The sequence below is a fragment of the Mycoplasma sp. Ms02 genome, assembly GCF_019720735.1.
Taxonomy (GTDB): Bacteria; Bacillota_I; Bacilli_A; order Mycoplasmatales; family Metamycoplasmataceae; genus Mycoplasmopsis.
Genome location: NZ_CP081302.1, coordinates 806,254 through 822,837 on the forward strand (window position 1 = coordinate 806,254; position 16,584 = coordinate 822,837).

The window sequence follows — 16,584 nt, forward strand, 5'->3', positions numbered from 1 at the left end:
TAAAAATGATTTTTTTATTAAATTAAAATTTTCAAAAAGTGGTATAAAGTTTCATTTAAAAAATCTGGCTAAACCAGATTTTTCATTATTTTACATATTGTGATAAAAGTTCTTTAACTTCTTGTTCAGAATCAGCATTCAGAGCTTTGTTTGCTAGTTCTTCCATTTCTGATTTGTTTAATTTAGAAGCAATTTCTCTAGCGTTTAAAACGTTTGAAGCTGACATCGAGAACTCGTCAAGTCCTAAACCTATTAATAAAGGCATAGCTTCAGGGCTTCCTGCCATTTCACCACACATACCAGCTCATTTACCGTGTTTGTGTGCTCCATCAATAACCATTTTAATTAATCTTAAAATTGAAGGGTTTAATGGTTGGTATAGGTAAGAAATTTGTTCGTTCATTCTATCAGCAGCCATTGAGTATTGAATTAAATCATTTGTACCGATTGATACGAAATCTGCGTATTTACAGAATTGATCAGACAATACAGCAGCAGCAGGTGTTTCCATCATTAGACCAAATTCGATGTCAGAAATAGCACCTAATTCATGACCTTCTGCTTTTAATTCTTGATAACATTCTTCAAAAACTTTTTTAGCGCTTAAAAATTCTTCAACGTTTGTAATCATAGGAATCATGATTGCAAGTTTTCCGTATTTTGCAGCTCTAATTAATGCTCTTAATTGTGTTTTGAAAATTGCTAAATTATCTAAACAGAATCTAATTGCTCTATACCCTAAAAATGGGTTCATTTCGTGAGGGAAACTGTAGTATTTAAGAGTTTTATCTCCACCAATATCAAGAGTTCTGATAACAACTCTTTTTCCTTCCATTCCTTCAATAACTTTTTTATATGCTTCGTATTGCTCTTCTTCGTTTGGTCAATCTGCGTTATCCATGTATAGGAATTCTGAACGGAATAAACCAATAGCTTCAGCATCATTGTCGATAACGCTTGGTAAATCAGCTGGAGTACCGATGTTAGCTGCTAATTCAATGTGGTGTCCATCTTTTGTTACTGATGGTTTGTTTTTGAATTCTTTTAGCTTGGCTAAGTAAGCTTCATATTTTTGTTTTTCTGCTTCGTATTCTTTTAACTCACTTGTGCTTGGGTTAACAACTACTTCTCCATTTGTTCCGTTTAGAGCAATTGTGTCACCGTTTGCAACTACATCAAGAATACCTGCAGCCCCAACAACGCTAGCGATCCCTAAACTTCTTGCCATGATAGCTGTATGTGATGTTGGACCACCAATGTTTGTAACAAAACCTTTAACATACTTTTTGTCTAATTGTACTGTTTGAGAAGGGCTTAAGTCTTCTGCAACAATTACAACTTCTTCTCTTATTGATGTTAAATCTGGTTCTTCAATTCCGTTTAAAACGTATAAAAGTTTTTTAGCAACATCTCTAACGTCAGCTGCTCTTTCTCTCATGTATTCGTCTTCCATACCAGCGAACATTTGAGCAAAATCTTCATAGAAAGTCTGAACAGCGAATTCAGCTGATTTTCCGTCGTTAATCATTCCTTTTATAGTATCTACACCGTATGGGTCTGTAGCAAAACTGATGTGTGCGTCAAAAATTGCTGCATGCTCAGGGTCTTTAGCAAGTTCTTTTGTTCTTGTGATTTTAGCAACAACTGTTTCAATAGCTTCTTCATAAAGAGCTAAATCAGCAGCTGGATTTGCTGTTGTTTTTGTAATATCTACTGGAAGTTCTTCGATTTTGAACACTTTAGAGATTGCAACACCTCTTGAGGCTCCGATTCCTTTAATTTTCATAAATTACTCCTTAAATTGTTACCTAAATTTTATATAGATCTGAAACCTCAGTTTCAATATTATGGTTATGTTTCCATAAAACTGTGGAAACTTTTCCACTTTGTATTTTTATTACTAAGTAATACTTTAAAAAAATGTTGTTAAAATAATAATAATGAAAAAATTAAAAGTTGGAATCATCGCCGAATATAACCCATTTCACAATGGACACCTTTATCAGATTGAACAAATCAAGAAAAAGTATCCAAATTCTGAAATATACGTTGCTCTATCCTCTGATTACACACAAAGGGGTGAAATAGCTATTCTAAGTTATCGAAAAAGAAAAAAACTTGCATTATCGCATGGTGTAAAGAAAGTTTTTAAAATTCCCTTTTTGTATAGTGCTCAAGCAGCACATATTTTTGCTGACTATAGTGTTAAATTGCTCTATAAAAAAGCTAAAATCGATGTTTTATGCTTTGGTAGCGAAACCAATGACTCAGAATTATTTTTTATGATTGCTAAAACGATCAAGAACAACCAAGTCGAGTACAACAGTTTAATCAAAAAGTATTTAAAAAATGGTGGTAATTCATTTCCGAAGGCTGCAAACTTAGCTCTTCAAGAATTAACGGGTCAAAATATTGCCCTTCCAAACGACATTTTGGGTATTGAATATGTTAAAACAATTGTCAACAATGATTTGCCGATTGATGTAATGACAATAGCAAGAACTGTTGGGTTTCATTCCGAATTCACTAATAATCAGTTTGCGAGTGCTACATTAATTAGAGCAATGGTAAAAGAAGGAAAAGATGTTTCTTCCTATACACCAGCTGTTTTTGACAAAATACCAAAACAAATTGAAAGTTATTATCCTAAATTTCAAAGAATTGTTAGAAAAAAAAGTACTGATACATTAAAAGGTTATAAAATGATTACAGAAGGAATGGAAAACCTTTTCAAGAAAAATATAGATTTACCTGATTACGAAACATTTGTATCTGAGTGTACTTCAAGAAGATACACAAGCAGTAGAATAAAAAGGACAATGCTGTTTGTGCTACTAAAAATCAAAAAGTAGGAGACTATGAAATTACAAAAGAATATATTCAAATATTTATCCTTTGCTCTTTTGGGTCTAGTTAGTATTGGATATTACGGATTAATAATAAACTTGATGCAAACGGCTGACTATCGTTTTTTCTATCTTTTTATTATTTCAATTCACTTAATTAACGCCGTGACAATGATTTTGGTGTTTACAAGAAATTCGCAACCTTTAACAAAGCTGTCTTGATTAATTTTCATTTTCATCTTTCCTTTAGTTGGTAATTTTGCTTATTTTGCCTTTGGTACGGGATTTAAAAACAAAAATGAAAAGAAAATTAAGAATGATCCAAGGTTTATCAATACTTCGTATATTGATGCAAATGAACTTCAAAAATTAAGAACTGAATCTGAACTTAGAAACTATGAAGTTTTAAATAAAAATATTGCTCTTAATGCAAAATTTGATTTCTTTGAAGAAGGTTATAAGTTTTATGATCATCTTTTTGAAAGAATTGAAGAAGCTGAAAAATCAATTGAAATCGTTACATACATCATTAAACGTGGAGAAATTGCGACAAGATTAATTAACCTTCTAACTAAAAAAGCAAATGAAGGTGTAAAAATTAGATGAATCATTGACTACTTTGGAAGTTCGCTTGTAAGCACAAAGTACTTTGGAAAACTAAAGCATCATGATAATGTTGAAATTGTTTATGCTGGTAAAATTTATTACCCATTTATTACTGGTACATCATTTTATAGAAATCACCAAAAGTTCTATATTATAGATAAAAAAGTAGTTTTATCAGGTGGTAATAACATTTCAGATGAATATGCAAGCTTCTCACCAAAATACGGACACTGAATAGATCTCAATTATTCTATTAGAGGACCTTACGTTAATAACTATATCATTCAGTTTGCTTATTATTGAGAAGTGGTAACAGGTAAAAGAATTCCTATTGATGGTCTTGCAAATGTAAGTTCAGGACTAGAAGAGTTATACAAAGACCAAGCTCTATTAGTTTCAGAAACACCAGTTAATGACTTTTCTAATACAGAAAGTCACTGACTGAAATTAATTGCTTCTGCAAAAAGTACATTAAAAATTGTTACTCCTTATTTCTCGATTTCTGATCCATTATGAAAACAATTGTATATTGCAATTAAATCGGGAGTTAAAGTTGATGTTTATATTCCAGGTCTTCCAGATAAAGAATTTGTCTATAAAATAACTTTAAACGAAGTAAGGGAATTACAAAAATTAGGTATGAATGTTCACGTTTATAAGGATCACTTTATTCACTCAAAAGTCGGAATTATTGATGAAAAAATTGCTTGAACAGGATCTGTTAACTTCGATTTCAGAAGTATGTACACACAGTACGAAAATATGGATCTTTTCACAGGAGAGTCTGTTAATGATATTGTTCATATCGTTAATAAGTATGAACAAAAATGTGTCAGCCTTGAAGAATTCGATAAACTCGAAAATATGAAAGAGTCAGGAAGATTTAGCAAACTTTTAATCAAAATATTCAAACCATTAGTTTAAAAATGGCTATTTTTGAACATTTGAACAAAAAATTAAACAAAAATAAAAAAATCGTTGTAAAATGATTTAAACATTTTAAAATTTAATGAATAAGGAAGAAGATGAAGATATTATTGTCACTAGCCTTATTATTAATTTATAATTAATATATAATTTAAACCATTAAACAGGGGGTTATAATGAAAGAATTTAAATGCGTTATTGCTGACCCAATCGGTCTACACGCAAGACCTGCTACATTATTAGTACAAGCAGCTGCTAAATACAAATCAGATTCAAGAATTATCTCAGGATCACGTGAAGGAAACCTAAAATCAATCATGAACGTTATGGCTTTAGGGATCAAACATGGAGCTGAAGTTACATTTAGAGTAACAGGTGAAGATGAAGAAGAAGCAGTTTTAGCAATTGAACAAGCTTTAAAAACAAATAATTTAATATAGTTAAAATAAGCCGCCAATTGCTCGCGGCTTTTTGTTTTAAATGCAGAAAACACACTTTAACAAAAAACTTTTTAAAAGCTGATTTACTGTCTTTTTAATCATACTTTGCGCTTCAATAATTTTTATAAACCTTCAAGATATTTGATTTATTGATTCAGAATCTTCTAACCTTAAATACGTTTTGTACCAAAACGAATCAAACAAGGGTCTCATTTTTACAACACTGTTTTCACTTATTACTATGTGTTTAAGTTATATATGTTCTATATTTGCAGGATATTTTTTAGCAAAAAATAAAAACGGAATCTCAGATTTGGTTTGATCAGTTTTATCTTTTATTGTTGTTTCTACGCCCATTTTTGTTGTATCTATTTTGATTGCTGACTGAGCAGAATTTTTTGATTTGCCAACAGTATACGTGGAAATCGATCAGTTTGGCGCCTGAATTTCGTTGACATCATTAATAATCCCAATTTTGATTTTGTTCTTTATTGCTTTTTCAATATTTATTACAGTTCTAAAGTCTAGTTTTTTAGAACTTATAAAATCCGATATGCACACATTCTTAAAAACGTTAGGATTTTCAAATACAAAAATATTTTTCAATTACTTTTTCCTAAATTCTATTAAGAAAACTTCAAAATCGTTAATTCCGACACTGACAGTTTTAATTTCTTATGCGTTAATTTTAGAAAGAATTTTTGTATTACCAGGTTTTGGAACGTTAATGATTTCGGCATGAAGAGATTCGATGCACTTTGTAAACCTAAAAATCTTAATCTTCATAATATCTTTATTGATAATGATGGACAGAATAGTTTATCTATGTTTTAATTTAAATAACCTTTCATTCTTTATCCGTAAACAAAGGAGAAATAATGAATAATTTTAAATTCAAAAAAGCTAAAAATTCTCCAACAGATCTTTCTTTTTCTGAAAAGAACTCAACAGTCAAAAGATTTTTTTCAAAAAGAGCTAACACATTGATTTTTGCTTTGTTTTTGGTTATTGTTTTGAGCTTAGTTTTTTTCTATTGTTTATCAACAATTAAACCTTCGTTTAGAGCAGATAGCATTTTTTACAGAAATCTTCCTTCATCATTAATCCAAATTAAAACAGAAGTGTTTACAGATTACTCACAAGCTCGATCTATAGCCCAATTGTCAAATTTAGATGAAAGTAAAATTCAACCAAGGGATGGAAGTTTCGTATTAACTTACAATGCATTTAATGCACTATATAAAAGTCTTAAAACTCAAGGAATTGAAGCTGAAACGTTTACCTTTTGAGGAACCGATTCCTTGGCAAACGATCATTTTGTTTATTTTGTTATTTCTTTAATGCAGACGTTTCTTGCCTTTGTTTTTGCAGTTATTTTATCAAGTGTTTTTGGAATCTTTTTAGCTTTTTATGTTCAAAATAACAAACTAGCATTTGGTATCACTAAAAATCTGTTTTTATCCCTTGTTTCGATACCATCGTTAATTTTATCAATAATATTTTTCAACATATTTGGCTATAGCACAGTAAAGTTTGCATTATTTATCTTCATTATTTTTACAGTTCAACAATATCTTTTAGCACAAAACATAATTCAAAATATGAAACAAAAAGAATATTATTTATCAGCTCTAGCAAGTGGTTATTCAAGATTTGAAGTTTTAAAATATATTGTATTTAAAAGAGTTTGAATTGAATTGCTTTTACTTTATGGAGATTTATTTATCTTATCTGTCGTGATAACTGCTACTTCAAAATATTTTGATGTCAAGGGTGTGGAAAATAGCTATAACCTAGGATCAGTTTTCAGAAATGTTATCGAAAATAAAAATAACACTATTTTCTTGTTAGGTGTGATGTTTTACATAACGGCTATTTGTTTGTTATTTCAACTGCTATCAAATAATTTATCATTTGCTTTTAAGCCTTATTTAAAGAGGGAAAATGAAAATAAAAAAGGTATCATTAATTTTAGCTTTAGGGCTAGGTAGCCCTTTTTTTGCTTCTGCAGCTTGTTCTTACTTAGGGGATTTAAAAGAAGAAAGCTCATATTCTTTACTTCTTAACGAGGATGTTAATGTTGATTTGAATGATGATAAATTTTATGAACAGTCGAACGAAGTAGGTTGAGCTTTGAAAAGTAATGTGTTTGACATTGAGCACTATGGAAAAGTAGTTTTCGATTCTCTAAACAAGTTTTATACATCAGTGGTTCAAAGAAAAATTAGTCTTAATTTAGCAAAAGCCATTTTAGTTGAAGGTGATAATTTTGCACAATTATATGACAATGATAAAGTAGATTTGAATTTAAATAAGCCTGATATTTTTTCAGGATATCAAAAACCATTTTATCAAGCTTTAAGCAATGACATTTCATCGATAAATCATAAAAATTTTCTAAATAATATACGAAAAGCTAAAAAGATAACGATAACTTTAAAAGATGTTTTTTACTCTGATTCACAAGGGAATGCGACAAGTGAATCCTTAAAGGCACAAGACTTTAAGGGGTTAGGTGATGTATTTAAAAACATAATTTTTGAAGATGATTCAATCATAATTCACAAAGATGAAAATGAAAATATTCTACCTCTTTTTTACGGCAACAAATACAATGCTCAAAAGAGTGGTGCCAAAGATTTATTTATTTCAAAGTTTATTCCTACTGAAATTAAGTTCGATTCATTAAATTTGAAAGCGAATAAAAATCACCCTTGATTTGAACAAAACAAAGATGAGAAAATTATAAAAGATATAAACGTAAAGTTCAAACCTATAAAACTCGATGCTGAAACCTTTAAACAGCAAATCTTTAAGAATTTTAGACAAGGAATTGTTTCGGAAGCTAATTTCAATGAACTTTCTCAAGAACAAAAAACAAAAGTTCTTAACAATCCTCAATCATATGGGTTGCAAATCAAATATGGAAAAAGTAGCAAGTCAAATTCAATTGTGAAGCTAAATAATGATCTTTGAGAAAGTGGAACTGAAGAATTAAATTCTGAAAAAGTTAAATTAGTTTACGACAGTTTATTTGCAATTTTTAATCCTTCACAAATAGCTAAAAGACTAAACTATAGTGCTTTTGTTATTTCTAATGATTCAAAAAATGATGATATCTTAAACTTGAAATCTCCCGAAAATCTTTGAAGTAATTCACTTACCCTTAAATACGATAGTAATGTATTAATTAATTTAAATCTTGTCGATCTTAATGATCCTAATTTTCAAAAACCATTACAAAACAGCATAAAAAATGAATTATACTGATCAAAAACACTAGAGATAAAACAAAAACTTCAAGAACTTTTAAGTTCTTTGAGTAGTCCTTTAAAGATTAAGTATCCAGTAGACTGAAAAGAAAAAGATAAATATCTTTTTGAATTTTTAAATCAAGAGTTCAACAGCATATCAAAAAACTTAGTTGTTGATTTTGTAGAATTTAATGATTTTTTTATATCTTCACAAAATCAAGATCGAAGTCTATATAGTTTGAACTTATTGTCGTCTACAAACTTTAGGTTGGATACTAACAACTTTGAAATTGTTGATAGAAACAAAAATAAGCCACAAAATGAATTAGGTATAACTATCTTTTCGGATATTAGATACAAATAAAAATATAGCCGAGGCTATATTTTTATTTGTAAAAAGCAATCTTTCCTAAAATACAACTGTCATTTGCTCCTGTTGCTTCTGGAAGGTTACCGTGTATTTTATTAAGCGTTAAAAATCCAATAAAAGCAAAAGCTGCAGCTTCTTTAGATTCTGAAGAAATTCCTAATTTTTCGATTTTATAAAGATTAATTCCGTGTTTTGCAAGACCGTCTCTTAGGTTATTAAAAACAAATGGATTTAGTGCTCCACCTCCTGAAAGATAGACTGCATCAACTTTATAATCAAAAATAAATCTTTTATAATTATCTAATATTGAATATACAACAAAGTAAGAAGCTGTTGTCACTAAGTCATAAGGACTCTTGTGTTTAAATTTAGTTAATACTTTTTCAAAGTACTCATTATTATACTTTTCTCTACCTGTGCTTTTTGGTGGTGTTTTATAGATGTATTCGTCGTTTTTCAAATAATCCAATACTTCTTGATCGATAGAGCCCTGAAGTGCAATTTCAGAATCTTTGTCATATGACTTATGAAATAATTTTTTAGTAATTGTATCAATCAAAACATTTCCAGGACCTGTGTCAAAAGATAACGTCTTTTGAGATCCCAAAAATGTAGCGTTGGCAATTCCACCTATATTTTGCAAAATTCTGTTTTCGGCTTGTGAAGATAAAACGAGTTTATCGAAAATACCAACCAATGGAGCCCCTTGACCACCTTGAGCAACATCGGCAGTCCTAAAATCGCCAATCGTTGTTAGTTTGCATTTTTGAGCAATTACTGAAATATCACCTAATTGCAATGTTGATTTAAATTCTTGCTCATCTGGATCAGGTAAATGATAAATGGTTTGACCGTGACTTGCTATGAACGCAATTTCTTTTCTTTTTATCTGATACTTTTCAATAAAATGGTTGACCTTATCTGCAAACACATTTGCAATTTCGAAGTTAAGCGAAGATAAAAACCTTGAAGTTATATTTTGTGAAAAAGACTTAAACACCTTCTCTTTAAAGGTATTGTCAAAATTATAAGTTTCAAAATTCAAAACTTTAACACTGTAACCCTTGTCTTCAACTATTTCAACATAAGCAACATCTAAACCGTCTAAACTTGTTCCACTCATTAAGCCGATTGCTCTAATTTTTTTCAAATTTAAACTCCTTTAAAGGTTCAAAGTGTTCTAACAAAATAATTTGATCTTCAGATATTCTTCCGACAAGATTTTTTCCTAAATCAATATTTTCCTGTTCCTTCAAGATTATTTGTAATTCGCCTTTGTATTGCATATAATTTTCGTTACAAATTACGATATCACCTTTGCTTAAGCTTCGTGGTGTATTTTTAGGTGGTATCTTCTCATTTTTGTATTTCACTCTTGATTGTGTTGATCTTATTGAGTATGCGTTTGTATCGCCTCTTCTAAAATGCTTATTTTGAAATAATATTTCATTTTCTAATTCAGAGTTATTTTCATGAAAGTCCTTTGAAATTGAGAAACTAAAAATTTTAGGGTTAAGTATTGAAAGTGCCTGTAATTCAGCTTCAGAGGCAAAAGCATTACCAATAATCAAATTGTCAATAAGATTAGTTGATCAAAGTAGTTGAGCCTGTGTTGTAATTTTTAAATCTCTAATCATTTCGACACTAGGTAATCCATGATTCAAAGCTCATGGTCCTTCTTTTGCGTGGTGTGAATTAATAAAGGCAGCTGTTTCTATTCCGTATTTTTTAAACTTTTCTGAACGTTCCAGAAAAAAATTTCATTCTAATCCTGTATATCTTTGAGGATAAAAATTGTGTGAACCAAGTAAGTTCTTAATGTTTGGATTGTTTTGTACAGTAAGATCAACAATATTGTCGCTAGAAGACATGTTTAGTTCTATTTTTAGATTATTAGTATTGTGGGTCATTTGAGCCTCTTTAAAGCCGTCAAATGACATATCGAGTCTTATTCCGTCAGCGTTTAAGTTTTTAAAAAAATCAAGATTATCGTATGAAATGTTCAGATGATTAAAAACTCTCGGACTGACGTCAAGAATCACTTCCATATTTAACGATTGAGCCTCTTTGTTTATTTCTTTAAATAAATTTAAGATTTTTTCTTTATCTTGTGGAACTGACAAAAGGCAAGAAAAAACACGCCTAAAGTTATACTTTGACGCAAGGTGTAGATATTCTATAATTTCTTTTTTTGATTGTTTTTCAGGGTAAATCGAAATTCCAAGCATTATTTGTTACCTCATATTTTTCTTCATAAAGTTTGACTCTTATATTCTTCTTCAACTTGTTTTTGAATGTCTTCAAAAGCAAAGTACAGACCTTGTTTTTTGTTCTTTGCAAGTCTTTCATATACTTCGGCTTCAATTTCTTGTTTGGTCATCTTTCTGTCATAAAGTTTTGCAAATGGGTATCAAATTAAACCTGATAGAAAAATTAAAACTAAGGACAGTATTATCGCTCTTCAATCGAGAGTTGCAAAATAAGCACCAATAGGGGTAGGTAGCGTTCACCCGACAGTCTGTGTTGGTAAGGCGACCATACCTGTGTAAAAAGCGAGGTATGACACTGTACCTAAAATCATCGGAGTTAAAAGAGCAGGTATGAATAAAAAGGGATTTAAGACAAGTGGGAAACCAAAAATGACTGGTTCGTTGATATTGAAAATACTAGGAACTAAAGCTGAATAAGATACTGATTTAAGGTATCTTGATCTTGCACTAAAAATCATAATTAGCACAAGTCCCAGTGTTGCTCCTGCTCCACCTATTCACACAAATCATTGGAAGAATGGTTCTACTAAGATATTTCCTCCATCTTGTGCATACAATAGAGCTGCTGAATTTGATTCTTTTAATTCAACAAGTAGTCTGCTGTTTTGTTCAATAGCAACCAATCAAAATGGTCTTGCTAAAGCACCTACCACGGCTGCTCCGTGGATCCCAGCAACCCAAAGAATCATGAAAAGAAAAATAATTATTAATACTCCAAAGTAATTAGATTTACCGAGCAAGTTTTGAAAAATGCTAAATAAGAATGTTGTATATTCGTGAATATTAAATTCTAGGTAATGAAATAAAAGAATACACGGAATAATTACCAAAAGCATTGGTATTAAGGCATTGAAAGGTTTAGCGATAACTTGAGGAACTGATTTTGGCATTTTAATCATGATGTTAAATCTAACACAAGCTCTAAATATTTCCGTTGAAAAGAAACTTACTATAATACCACCAAAAACGGTGACAGACCCAAATTGGTTTGTGTTTATAATTGCTGAACCAACACCTTTGTAACTTGGACCTATTATTGAAATCAAGTAAGCGATCAAGCTCATAAAAACAGCTTGATGTGCATCAAGATTGTAACTTCTAGAAAGTGACCTCGTTACTCCAATTACTAGAAAAAGACCCATCATTGGATATGTCAGTCGATAAGGAAGCATTATGATCGAAAGAGCCTTACTTTCAGGGCCCAATTTTGCTTCTAAGAATTTACCGAATGTTTGCGAAGAACTACTTCCATAAGGAAAACTAAAAATGATTAGAAAAAAAGAGCCAATAAGTAAAATCGGAATAATGCTTATCATTCCCGACCTTATTGCTTCTACGTGATAATTTTTACCAAGCTTTGTAACGAATGGTAAAATGTTGCGTTCAAAACCTTTTAAAGTTTTGTGAAATAACGATTCATCAGCTCTTTTTTTAAATATCATTAGTAAAACTCTTCAACTACTTTCTTGAATAAGCTATCAGAATGTAAAGGAGAGTATTCTGAAGCCTCTATTTCATAAACTTTTTTATCAAATGACTCTGCTTTTGTTTTTATTGAGTCTATCATATAACGAACTTGTGGCGCTACAAGAATTACATCTGCTTCCACGGTGTTAAGATCTTCAAATTCGAAAACACTCATTGCTCGTGCACTTTGGAATGACTTGTTTGCGTCTTCTGCTGATCTTTTTAAGTTTTTAATTAAAATATCAGAAGAGATTCCTCCTGAACATATGATAATTCACTTCATTAAGAATACTCCTTGATTTTTTTGGCAAAAGGGTTGTATCAACAAGAAATTATGAAGAGAACTGTAAAACCAGAATAAACGTAAATTGGTATTAGTAAATAACTTCTTGTTGATTGGTTAAACGAAATTGCTTTTTTTAATTCTTGCTCATTTTCTATTAATTCAATGAGACCCTTTCTTCATGCTGACTCAAAAAAGAAAACAATTGAATTAAAGGTAATACTTATAACTGTTATTGAAACAAGTATTACACCAAAAACAATTAAAAGAATTGGTGATTTAATGAAATCATCTCTCTTATGTCACATCTGTAATAGTTGAACTATGATGGCTGTTAAAAGGATTATGGTTGCAATTCAGGTTACTAAAAAATAAGTTTGCCTTATTCCGTAAGATTCTTCATATATGTTTGTTTTATTTTCTATCATTTGTGTCTTTAAAACAGGTATAAAACTGTTTATAAGGACAAGGTTCAAAAGTATCACTAATGAAGAAAGAATAAAAACTTTAACTCATTTTCCTCTAATCATAAAATTTCCTATTTGTTAAATTTATTATTCATCTCTTCACGCAGCTCGTTCATGGCTTTGTAATTTTGCTCTTGCTGTGTGGCAATATTGTGGAAAATTTCCACATTTGCATAATTATCTTCAGCGTGTGCAAGCAGTTGTTGCTCAGCAATTCTTCAAGGGTTGTATTCAATTTTTGGAATATCCATATGAATAATTCCTGCATCGTGTCAAGCTTGTCTTGCGAGTTTTAATTCTTCAAAAAAAGTGTCAATATTGCCTTCATTTAGGTTTTTTAGGGCAGAAGTGTATAAATTTTTAGCTTCTGCACTCTTTGCAATCAGGCTTGTGCAAACCTCTTCAAATTTTTCTTTAGTGTTTCATTCCATATTTACCTACATTTTTAAAAGATAAATTACTATTTTTTGTAATACTTTCTTAAATTATATAGACAAAATTACAATAAATTTTTTTAATTGGTATTAAATTCTTTTATATAATTTTTTACATAATATGAACAAAAAAGAAAATGAAAGAGAAACAGAATCAGCTATGCTGAATCAGAGGGTTGTAAATGATTATGTTTCACAAATTATTTACATGTCTTCTGAAGAACAAAACCTTTATGGTTCAATAGCTGAAGCTCTGAGAAAAAAACTTAAGAAAAAGATAAAAATTGGTAAAGCTGTAGTTTTTTGCAACGAAATATCAATCTCTCCGTCTACATTTACTAACTTTTCAAAGGAACTTGGGTTTGAAAATGTGCGTGAAATGATTTATACACACAATCAAATCATTAGAGATTCTGAACCAAAAGTAGTAACTAATGAAAGTGATAAAACGATAAAGAGTGCTGCTTCATTAATTCAAAACGCAAGAAAAATCATGCTGATAGGAGTTTCTGGAACATTAGGTATTAACCACGACCTAAATATTAAACTTCTAAGAATGGGTATGAATACAGTTTTTGTTGCTAATAAATATGAACAAATTGGTTTGAGCAGAATTTTAACTTCTGATGATTTAATAATTGTTAACAGTATTTCGCTTTCGCATAAGTGAATGACAGACATTATTGAAGAAACAGAAGCCAAAGTGTTATTAATTAGCTCAAGCTTGCCGACTAAAATAAAACATAAAGTTACTGAATTCTTTTTAGTTGAAACAACTGAAAGACACGATGGAATGAGACTTTATAGCTCGGACAGTAGGCTAGTTTCAACTCGTTTTATTTACAAAGTATTCGATGAGCTTATGACTAATGAACAAAACTATTTAAATTTAATCAAAACAGCTTATAAGTAGCTGTAATATAGGAGTAAAGAAAAAATCCGATGTACGGATTTTTATTTTTTTCCTAGCATTGTAAACATATTTTTCTTGTAAACCTCAACACCTGGTTGGTTGAACGGATTTACTCCTAATAAATATGCTGACATCGTAAGAGCTCTTTCAAAAAACATGAATAAAGCTCCAAGAGTTTCTTCACTGAAGTCTTTAAATAAAATATGAATATTAGGAACTTTACCAACTTCAACGTGTGCTTTTTGTGTTGCTTTGAAGGCAACATTATTAACTTCGTGTAGGTTTTTACCATTTAGGTATGACAGTTTGTCAATGTCTTCTGCGTCCGTTTGGAATGTGATATTGTCTGATACGTTTTCAACTGTTAACACTGTTTCAAATAAGATTTTTGAACCTTCTTGAACCATTTGACCTAGTGAGTGTAAATCTGTTGAAAAAATTCCACTTGTTGGTCAAATACCTTTGTTATCTTTACCTTCTGATTCGCCGAACAATTGTTTTCATCATTCTGCGAAGTACTGTAGTTTAGGCTCATATGAAACCATCATTTCGATTAGCATATCGTGTTTTGTGTGTAATAAGTATCTTGTGGCTGCGTATAAATATGCATCATTCGAAGCAATTTTATCTGATGTAAGTTCTGCATTTGTTTCAGCAGCTCCTGCTAAAACTCTTTCTGCGTCAATTCCTGCACATAAAAACGGAAATAAACCAACAGCTGTCATAACAGAGAATCTACCACCTACATCATCGGGTACAACAAATTTTGTGTAACCATTTAATGTTGCTAAGTCGTATAAAACACCTTTTTTAGCATCTGTTGTTGCAACAATATATTTTTGAGCTTGAGCTTTACCGATTTTATTTTCTAGTAAAAGACGAAATTCTCTAAAGGCAATTGATGGTTCTAGAGTTGTCCCAGATTTAGAAATAACATTGATTGCAAATCTTTTATTTTCAACATATTTTAGTTTTGAAACTAATGCTTCTGCTGAGATGTCATTACCTGCAAAAACTAGTTCCATTAATGGTTTTTTCTGTGAATAAGGTCCATAGATAAATTCGTAACCAGTTTTAGCTCCAAGATATGACCCACCGATACCAATAACTACAACAACTTCAATATTGTCTTCAGATCATTCTTTAACAACTTTTTTCATAGATGCAACTTCATCTTTGTTGTATTCAGTAGGTAAGTTATATCAACCTAATCAATCCTTTTCTACAACTTTTTTGTTTTTTACATCTTCATGGATTTTAGATACACGATCTTGTAATGATAAAACATCGTTTGACGCTACTAATGCATGTTCTGTACTTAGTTTTAAATACTTCATTTCTCTCCTTCATTTAGTAAGTTTTATAAATTATAAATAAAATAAAAAATATAGTTTTGATTTTATTACCTTTATGGAAAATGTGGAACTATTTGTCTTTGTTTTGCTCATATATTTTTTTAAGTTTTATTAATCAATGATTAAGACCACCCTTTGTAATGTAAAACCCATGTTGAACAAACAAAAGGTGCGATAACTCATTAAGTGATAATTCAGGGTTTTCAAGTCTCATCATAAAGAAAAGAATTTGATTTTCATTAAATGAAGATAGAAGGTCTTTTTTAAGAATAAAATTGATCATTTCTATCTGTTTTATAGATGATTCTGCAACTTTCATTAAATTAGACATATCAATATTGTTTAGTCTATTAATGTTATTCTCTAAATCTCTTTTGATTTTAATTTCTTGGATTTTAAAAAAAGCTTTAATTGCCTGAATTGCTCTTAGAAAGTCCAAAATTTGGTCGTTTTTTTTAATATAAGCAACATATTTTTCACGTTCTTTGTAAACTTTAAATTTGATCTCATATTTACTAAATAAATTAGCAATTTCCTGCGTTCAACCCTTGTTTCTAGTGTAAAAAGACAAATGATAAGAAGTTTTAGTTACGTCTGAAATTAAACCTGAACCACAAAAAACTCCTGCAAAAAAACTGTGTAAGTTTTTATCAGGTATATTTATGTCAAATAAATCAGAGCTTAAAATGATTTTTTTACCAACTTTTTCAAAGTCGTATTTCAATCTTTTTAAAAACTTTTCGATGTTATTTAAAACGAATGAGTCTCTCAGTTTTAATTCAACTAAGTTTTGTTCAAAAGAGCCGTTTGATCTTACAAAACCAGATAAAAAAGCATTTATTGCCTCTTTATTTTTCTGACCTTCAATAATTTCTCTTTTAATTTCTTGTGTAAATGATAACTCTTCCATATAGCCTCGGTTTTATTATTATAAAACATTAAAAACGGGCAA

Annotated in this window: 16 protein-coding genes; 6 read left to right on the forward strand and 10 right to left on the reverse strand. The window is 30.1% G+C overall.

All coding sequences use genetic code 4. The features are described from left to right. Positions 1-85 precede the first annotated feature (85 nt). On the reverse strand, positions 86-1,786 hold the full coding sequence (gene ptsP / locus K4L35_RS03140) for a phosphoenolpyruvate--protein phosphotransferase (RefSeq protein ID WP_221617477.1): 1,701 nt from the start codon (positions 1,784-1,786) through the stop codon (positions 86-88). Between the two features lie 154 nt (positions 1,787-1,940). Here ptsP and K4L35_RS03145 point away from each other — a divergent pair, with 154 nt between their 5' ends. The 3 genes from K4L35_RS03145 to K4L35_RS03155 all read left to right on the forward strand — a co-directional run bounded on the left by K4L35_RS03145 (position 1,941) and on the right by K4L35_RS03155 (position 4,819). Then, positions 1,941-2,852, forward strand: a complete 912-nt coding sequence (locus K4L35_RS03145) for a nucleotidyltransferase (protein WP_370629445.1) — start codon at positions 1,941-1,943, stop codon at positions 2,850-2,852. A 6-nt stretch (positions 2,853-2,858) separates the two neighbouring features. Continuing rightward, positions 2,859-4,376: a phospholipase D-like domain-containing protein gene (locus K4L35_RS03150; RefSeq protein WP_221617478.1), complete on the forward strand. Its 1,518-nt coding sequence runs from the start codon at positions 2,859-2,861 to the stop codon at positions 4,374-4,376. Positions 4,377-4,555: 179 nt separating this feature from the next. Next, a complete protein-coding gene (locus K4L35_RS03155) occupies positions 4,556-4,819 on the forward strand; it encodes an HPr family phosphocarrier protein (protein WP_221617479.1) in 264 nt (87 codons plus the stop codon). 252 nt (positions 4,820-5,071) lie between these two features. Here the strand turns inward: K4L35_RS03155 and K4L35_RS03160 are convergent, their stop codons facing one another. After that, complete coding sequence (locus K4L35_RS03160) at positions 5,072-5,425, reverse strand: hypothetical protein (RefSeq protein WP_221617480.1); 354 nt, start codon at positions 5,423-5,425, stop codon at positions 5,072-5,074. Positions 5,426-5,697: 272 nt separating this feature from the next. Between K4L35_RS03160 and K4L35_RS03165 the strand changes: the two genes are divergently transcribed. Beyond that, a complete protein-coding gene (locus K4L35_RS03165) occupies positions 5,698-6,810 on the forward strand; it encodes an ABC transporter permease (RefSeq protein ID WP_221617481.1) in 1,113 nt (370 codons plus the stop codon). Next, positions 6,764-8,437: an OppA family ABC transporter substrate-binding lipoprotein gene (locus K4L35_RS03170; RefSeq protein WP_221617482.1), complete on the forward strand. Its 1,674-nt coding sequence runs from the start codon at positions 6,764-6,766 to the stop codon at positions 8,435-8,437. The genes K4L35_RS03165 and K4L35_RS03170 overlap by 47 nt, the downstream gene beginning before the upstream one ends. 22 nt (positions 8,438-8,459) lie before the next feature. Here the strand turns inward: K4L35_RS03170 and K4L35_RS03175 are convergent, their stop codons facing one another. The 6 genes from K4L35_RS03175 to K4L35_RS03200 are packed head-to-tail and all read right to left on the reverse strand — an operon-like array spanning position 8,460 to position 13,361. Then, positions 8,460-9,593: an anhydro-N-acetylmuramic acid kinase gene (locus K4L35_RS03175; protein WP_221617483.1), complete on the reverse strand. Its 1,134-nt coding sequence runs from the start codon at positions 9,591-9,593 to the stop codon at positions 8,460-8,462. Further along, positions 9,580-10,671, reverse strand: a complete 1,092-nt coding sequence (locus K4L35_RS03180; protein WP_221617484.1) for a DUF871 domain-containing protein — start codon at positions 10,669-10,671, stop codon at positions 9,580-9,582. The genes K4L35_RS03175 and K4L35_RS03180 overlap by 14 nt, the downstream gene beginning before the upstream one ends. Continuing rightward, positions 10,671-12,155 carry a PTS sugar transporter subunit IIC gene (locus K4L35_RS03185; protein ID WP_221617485.1) on the reverse strand — a complete coding sequence of 495 codons (1,485 nt, stop codon included), beginning with the start codon at positions 12,153-12,155 and terminating at the stop codon, positions 10,671-10,673. Before K4L35_RS03185 ends, K4L35_RS03180 begins: the two co-directional genes overlap by 1 nt. Beyond that, positions 12,155-12,463 carry a PTS sugar transporter subunit IIB gene (locus K4L35_RS03190; RefSeq protein ID WP_221617486.1) on the reverse strand — a complete coding sequence of 103 codons (309 nt, stop codon included), beginning with the start codon at positions 12,461-12,463 and terminating at the stop codon, positions 12,155-12,157. Before K4L35_RS03190 ends, K4L35_RS03185 begins: the two co-directional genes overlap by 1 nt. Then, entirely contained in the window at positions 12,463-12,993 is a 531-nt protein-coding gene (locus tag K4L35_RS03195) for a hypothetical protein (RefSeq protein WP_221617487.1), read from the reverse strand. Before K4L35_RS03195 ends, K4L35_RS03190 begins: the two co-directional genes overlap by 1 nt. An 8-nt stretch (positions 12,994-13,001) precedes the next feature. Next, positions 13,002-13,361, reverse strand: a complete 360-nt coding sequence (locus K4L35_RS03200) for a PTS lactose/cellobiose transporter subunit IIA (protein WP_221617488.1) — start codon at positions 13,359-13,361, stop codon at positions 13,002-13,004. Positions 13,362-13,485: 124 nt separating this feature from the next. Between K4L35_RS03200 and K4L35_RS03205 the strand changes: the two genes are divergently transcribed. Next, the gene (locus K4L35_RS03205) at positions 13,486-14,277 is read left to right on the forward strand and encodes a hypothetical protein (RefSeq protein WP_221617489.1); all 792 of its coding nucleotides are present in this window, start codon (positions 13,486-13,488) and stop codon (positions 14,275-14,277) included. Between the two features lie 41 nt (positions 14,278-14,318). Here K4L35_RS03205 and K4L35_RS03210 read toward each other — a convergent pair whose 3' ends face one another. Next, complete coding sequence (locus K4L35_RS03210) at positions 14,319-15,614, reverse strand: glucose-6-phosphate isomerase (RefSeq protein ID WP_221617490.1); 1,296 nt, start codon at positions 15,612-15,614, stop codon at positions 14,319-14,321. A gap of 88 nt (positions 15,615-15,702) precedes the next feature. Beyond that, positions 15,703-16,542 carry a DNA-binding protein WhiA gene (whiA, locus tag K4L35_RS03215; protein WP_221617491.1) on the reverse strand — a complete coding sequence of 280 codons (840 nt, stop codon included), beginning with the start codon at positions 16,540-16,542 and terminating at the stop codon, positions 15,703-15,705. Positions 16,543-16,584: the final 42 nt, after the last annotated feature.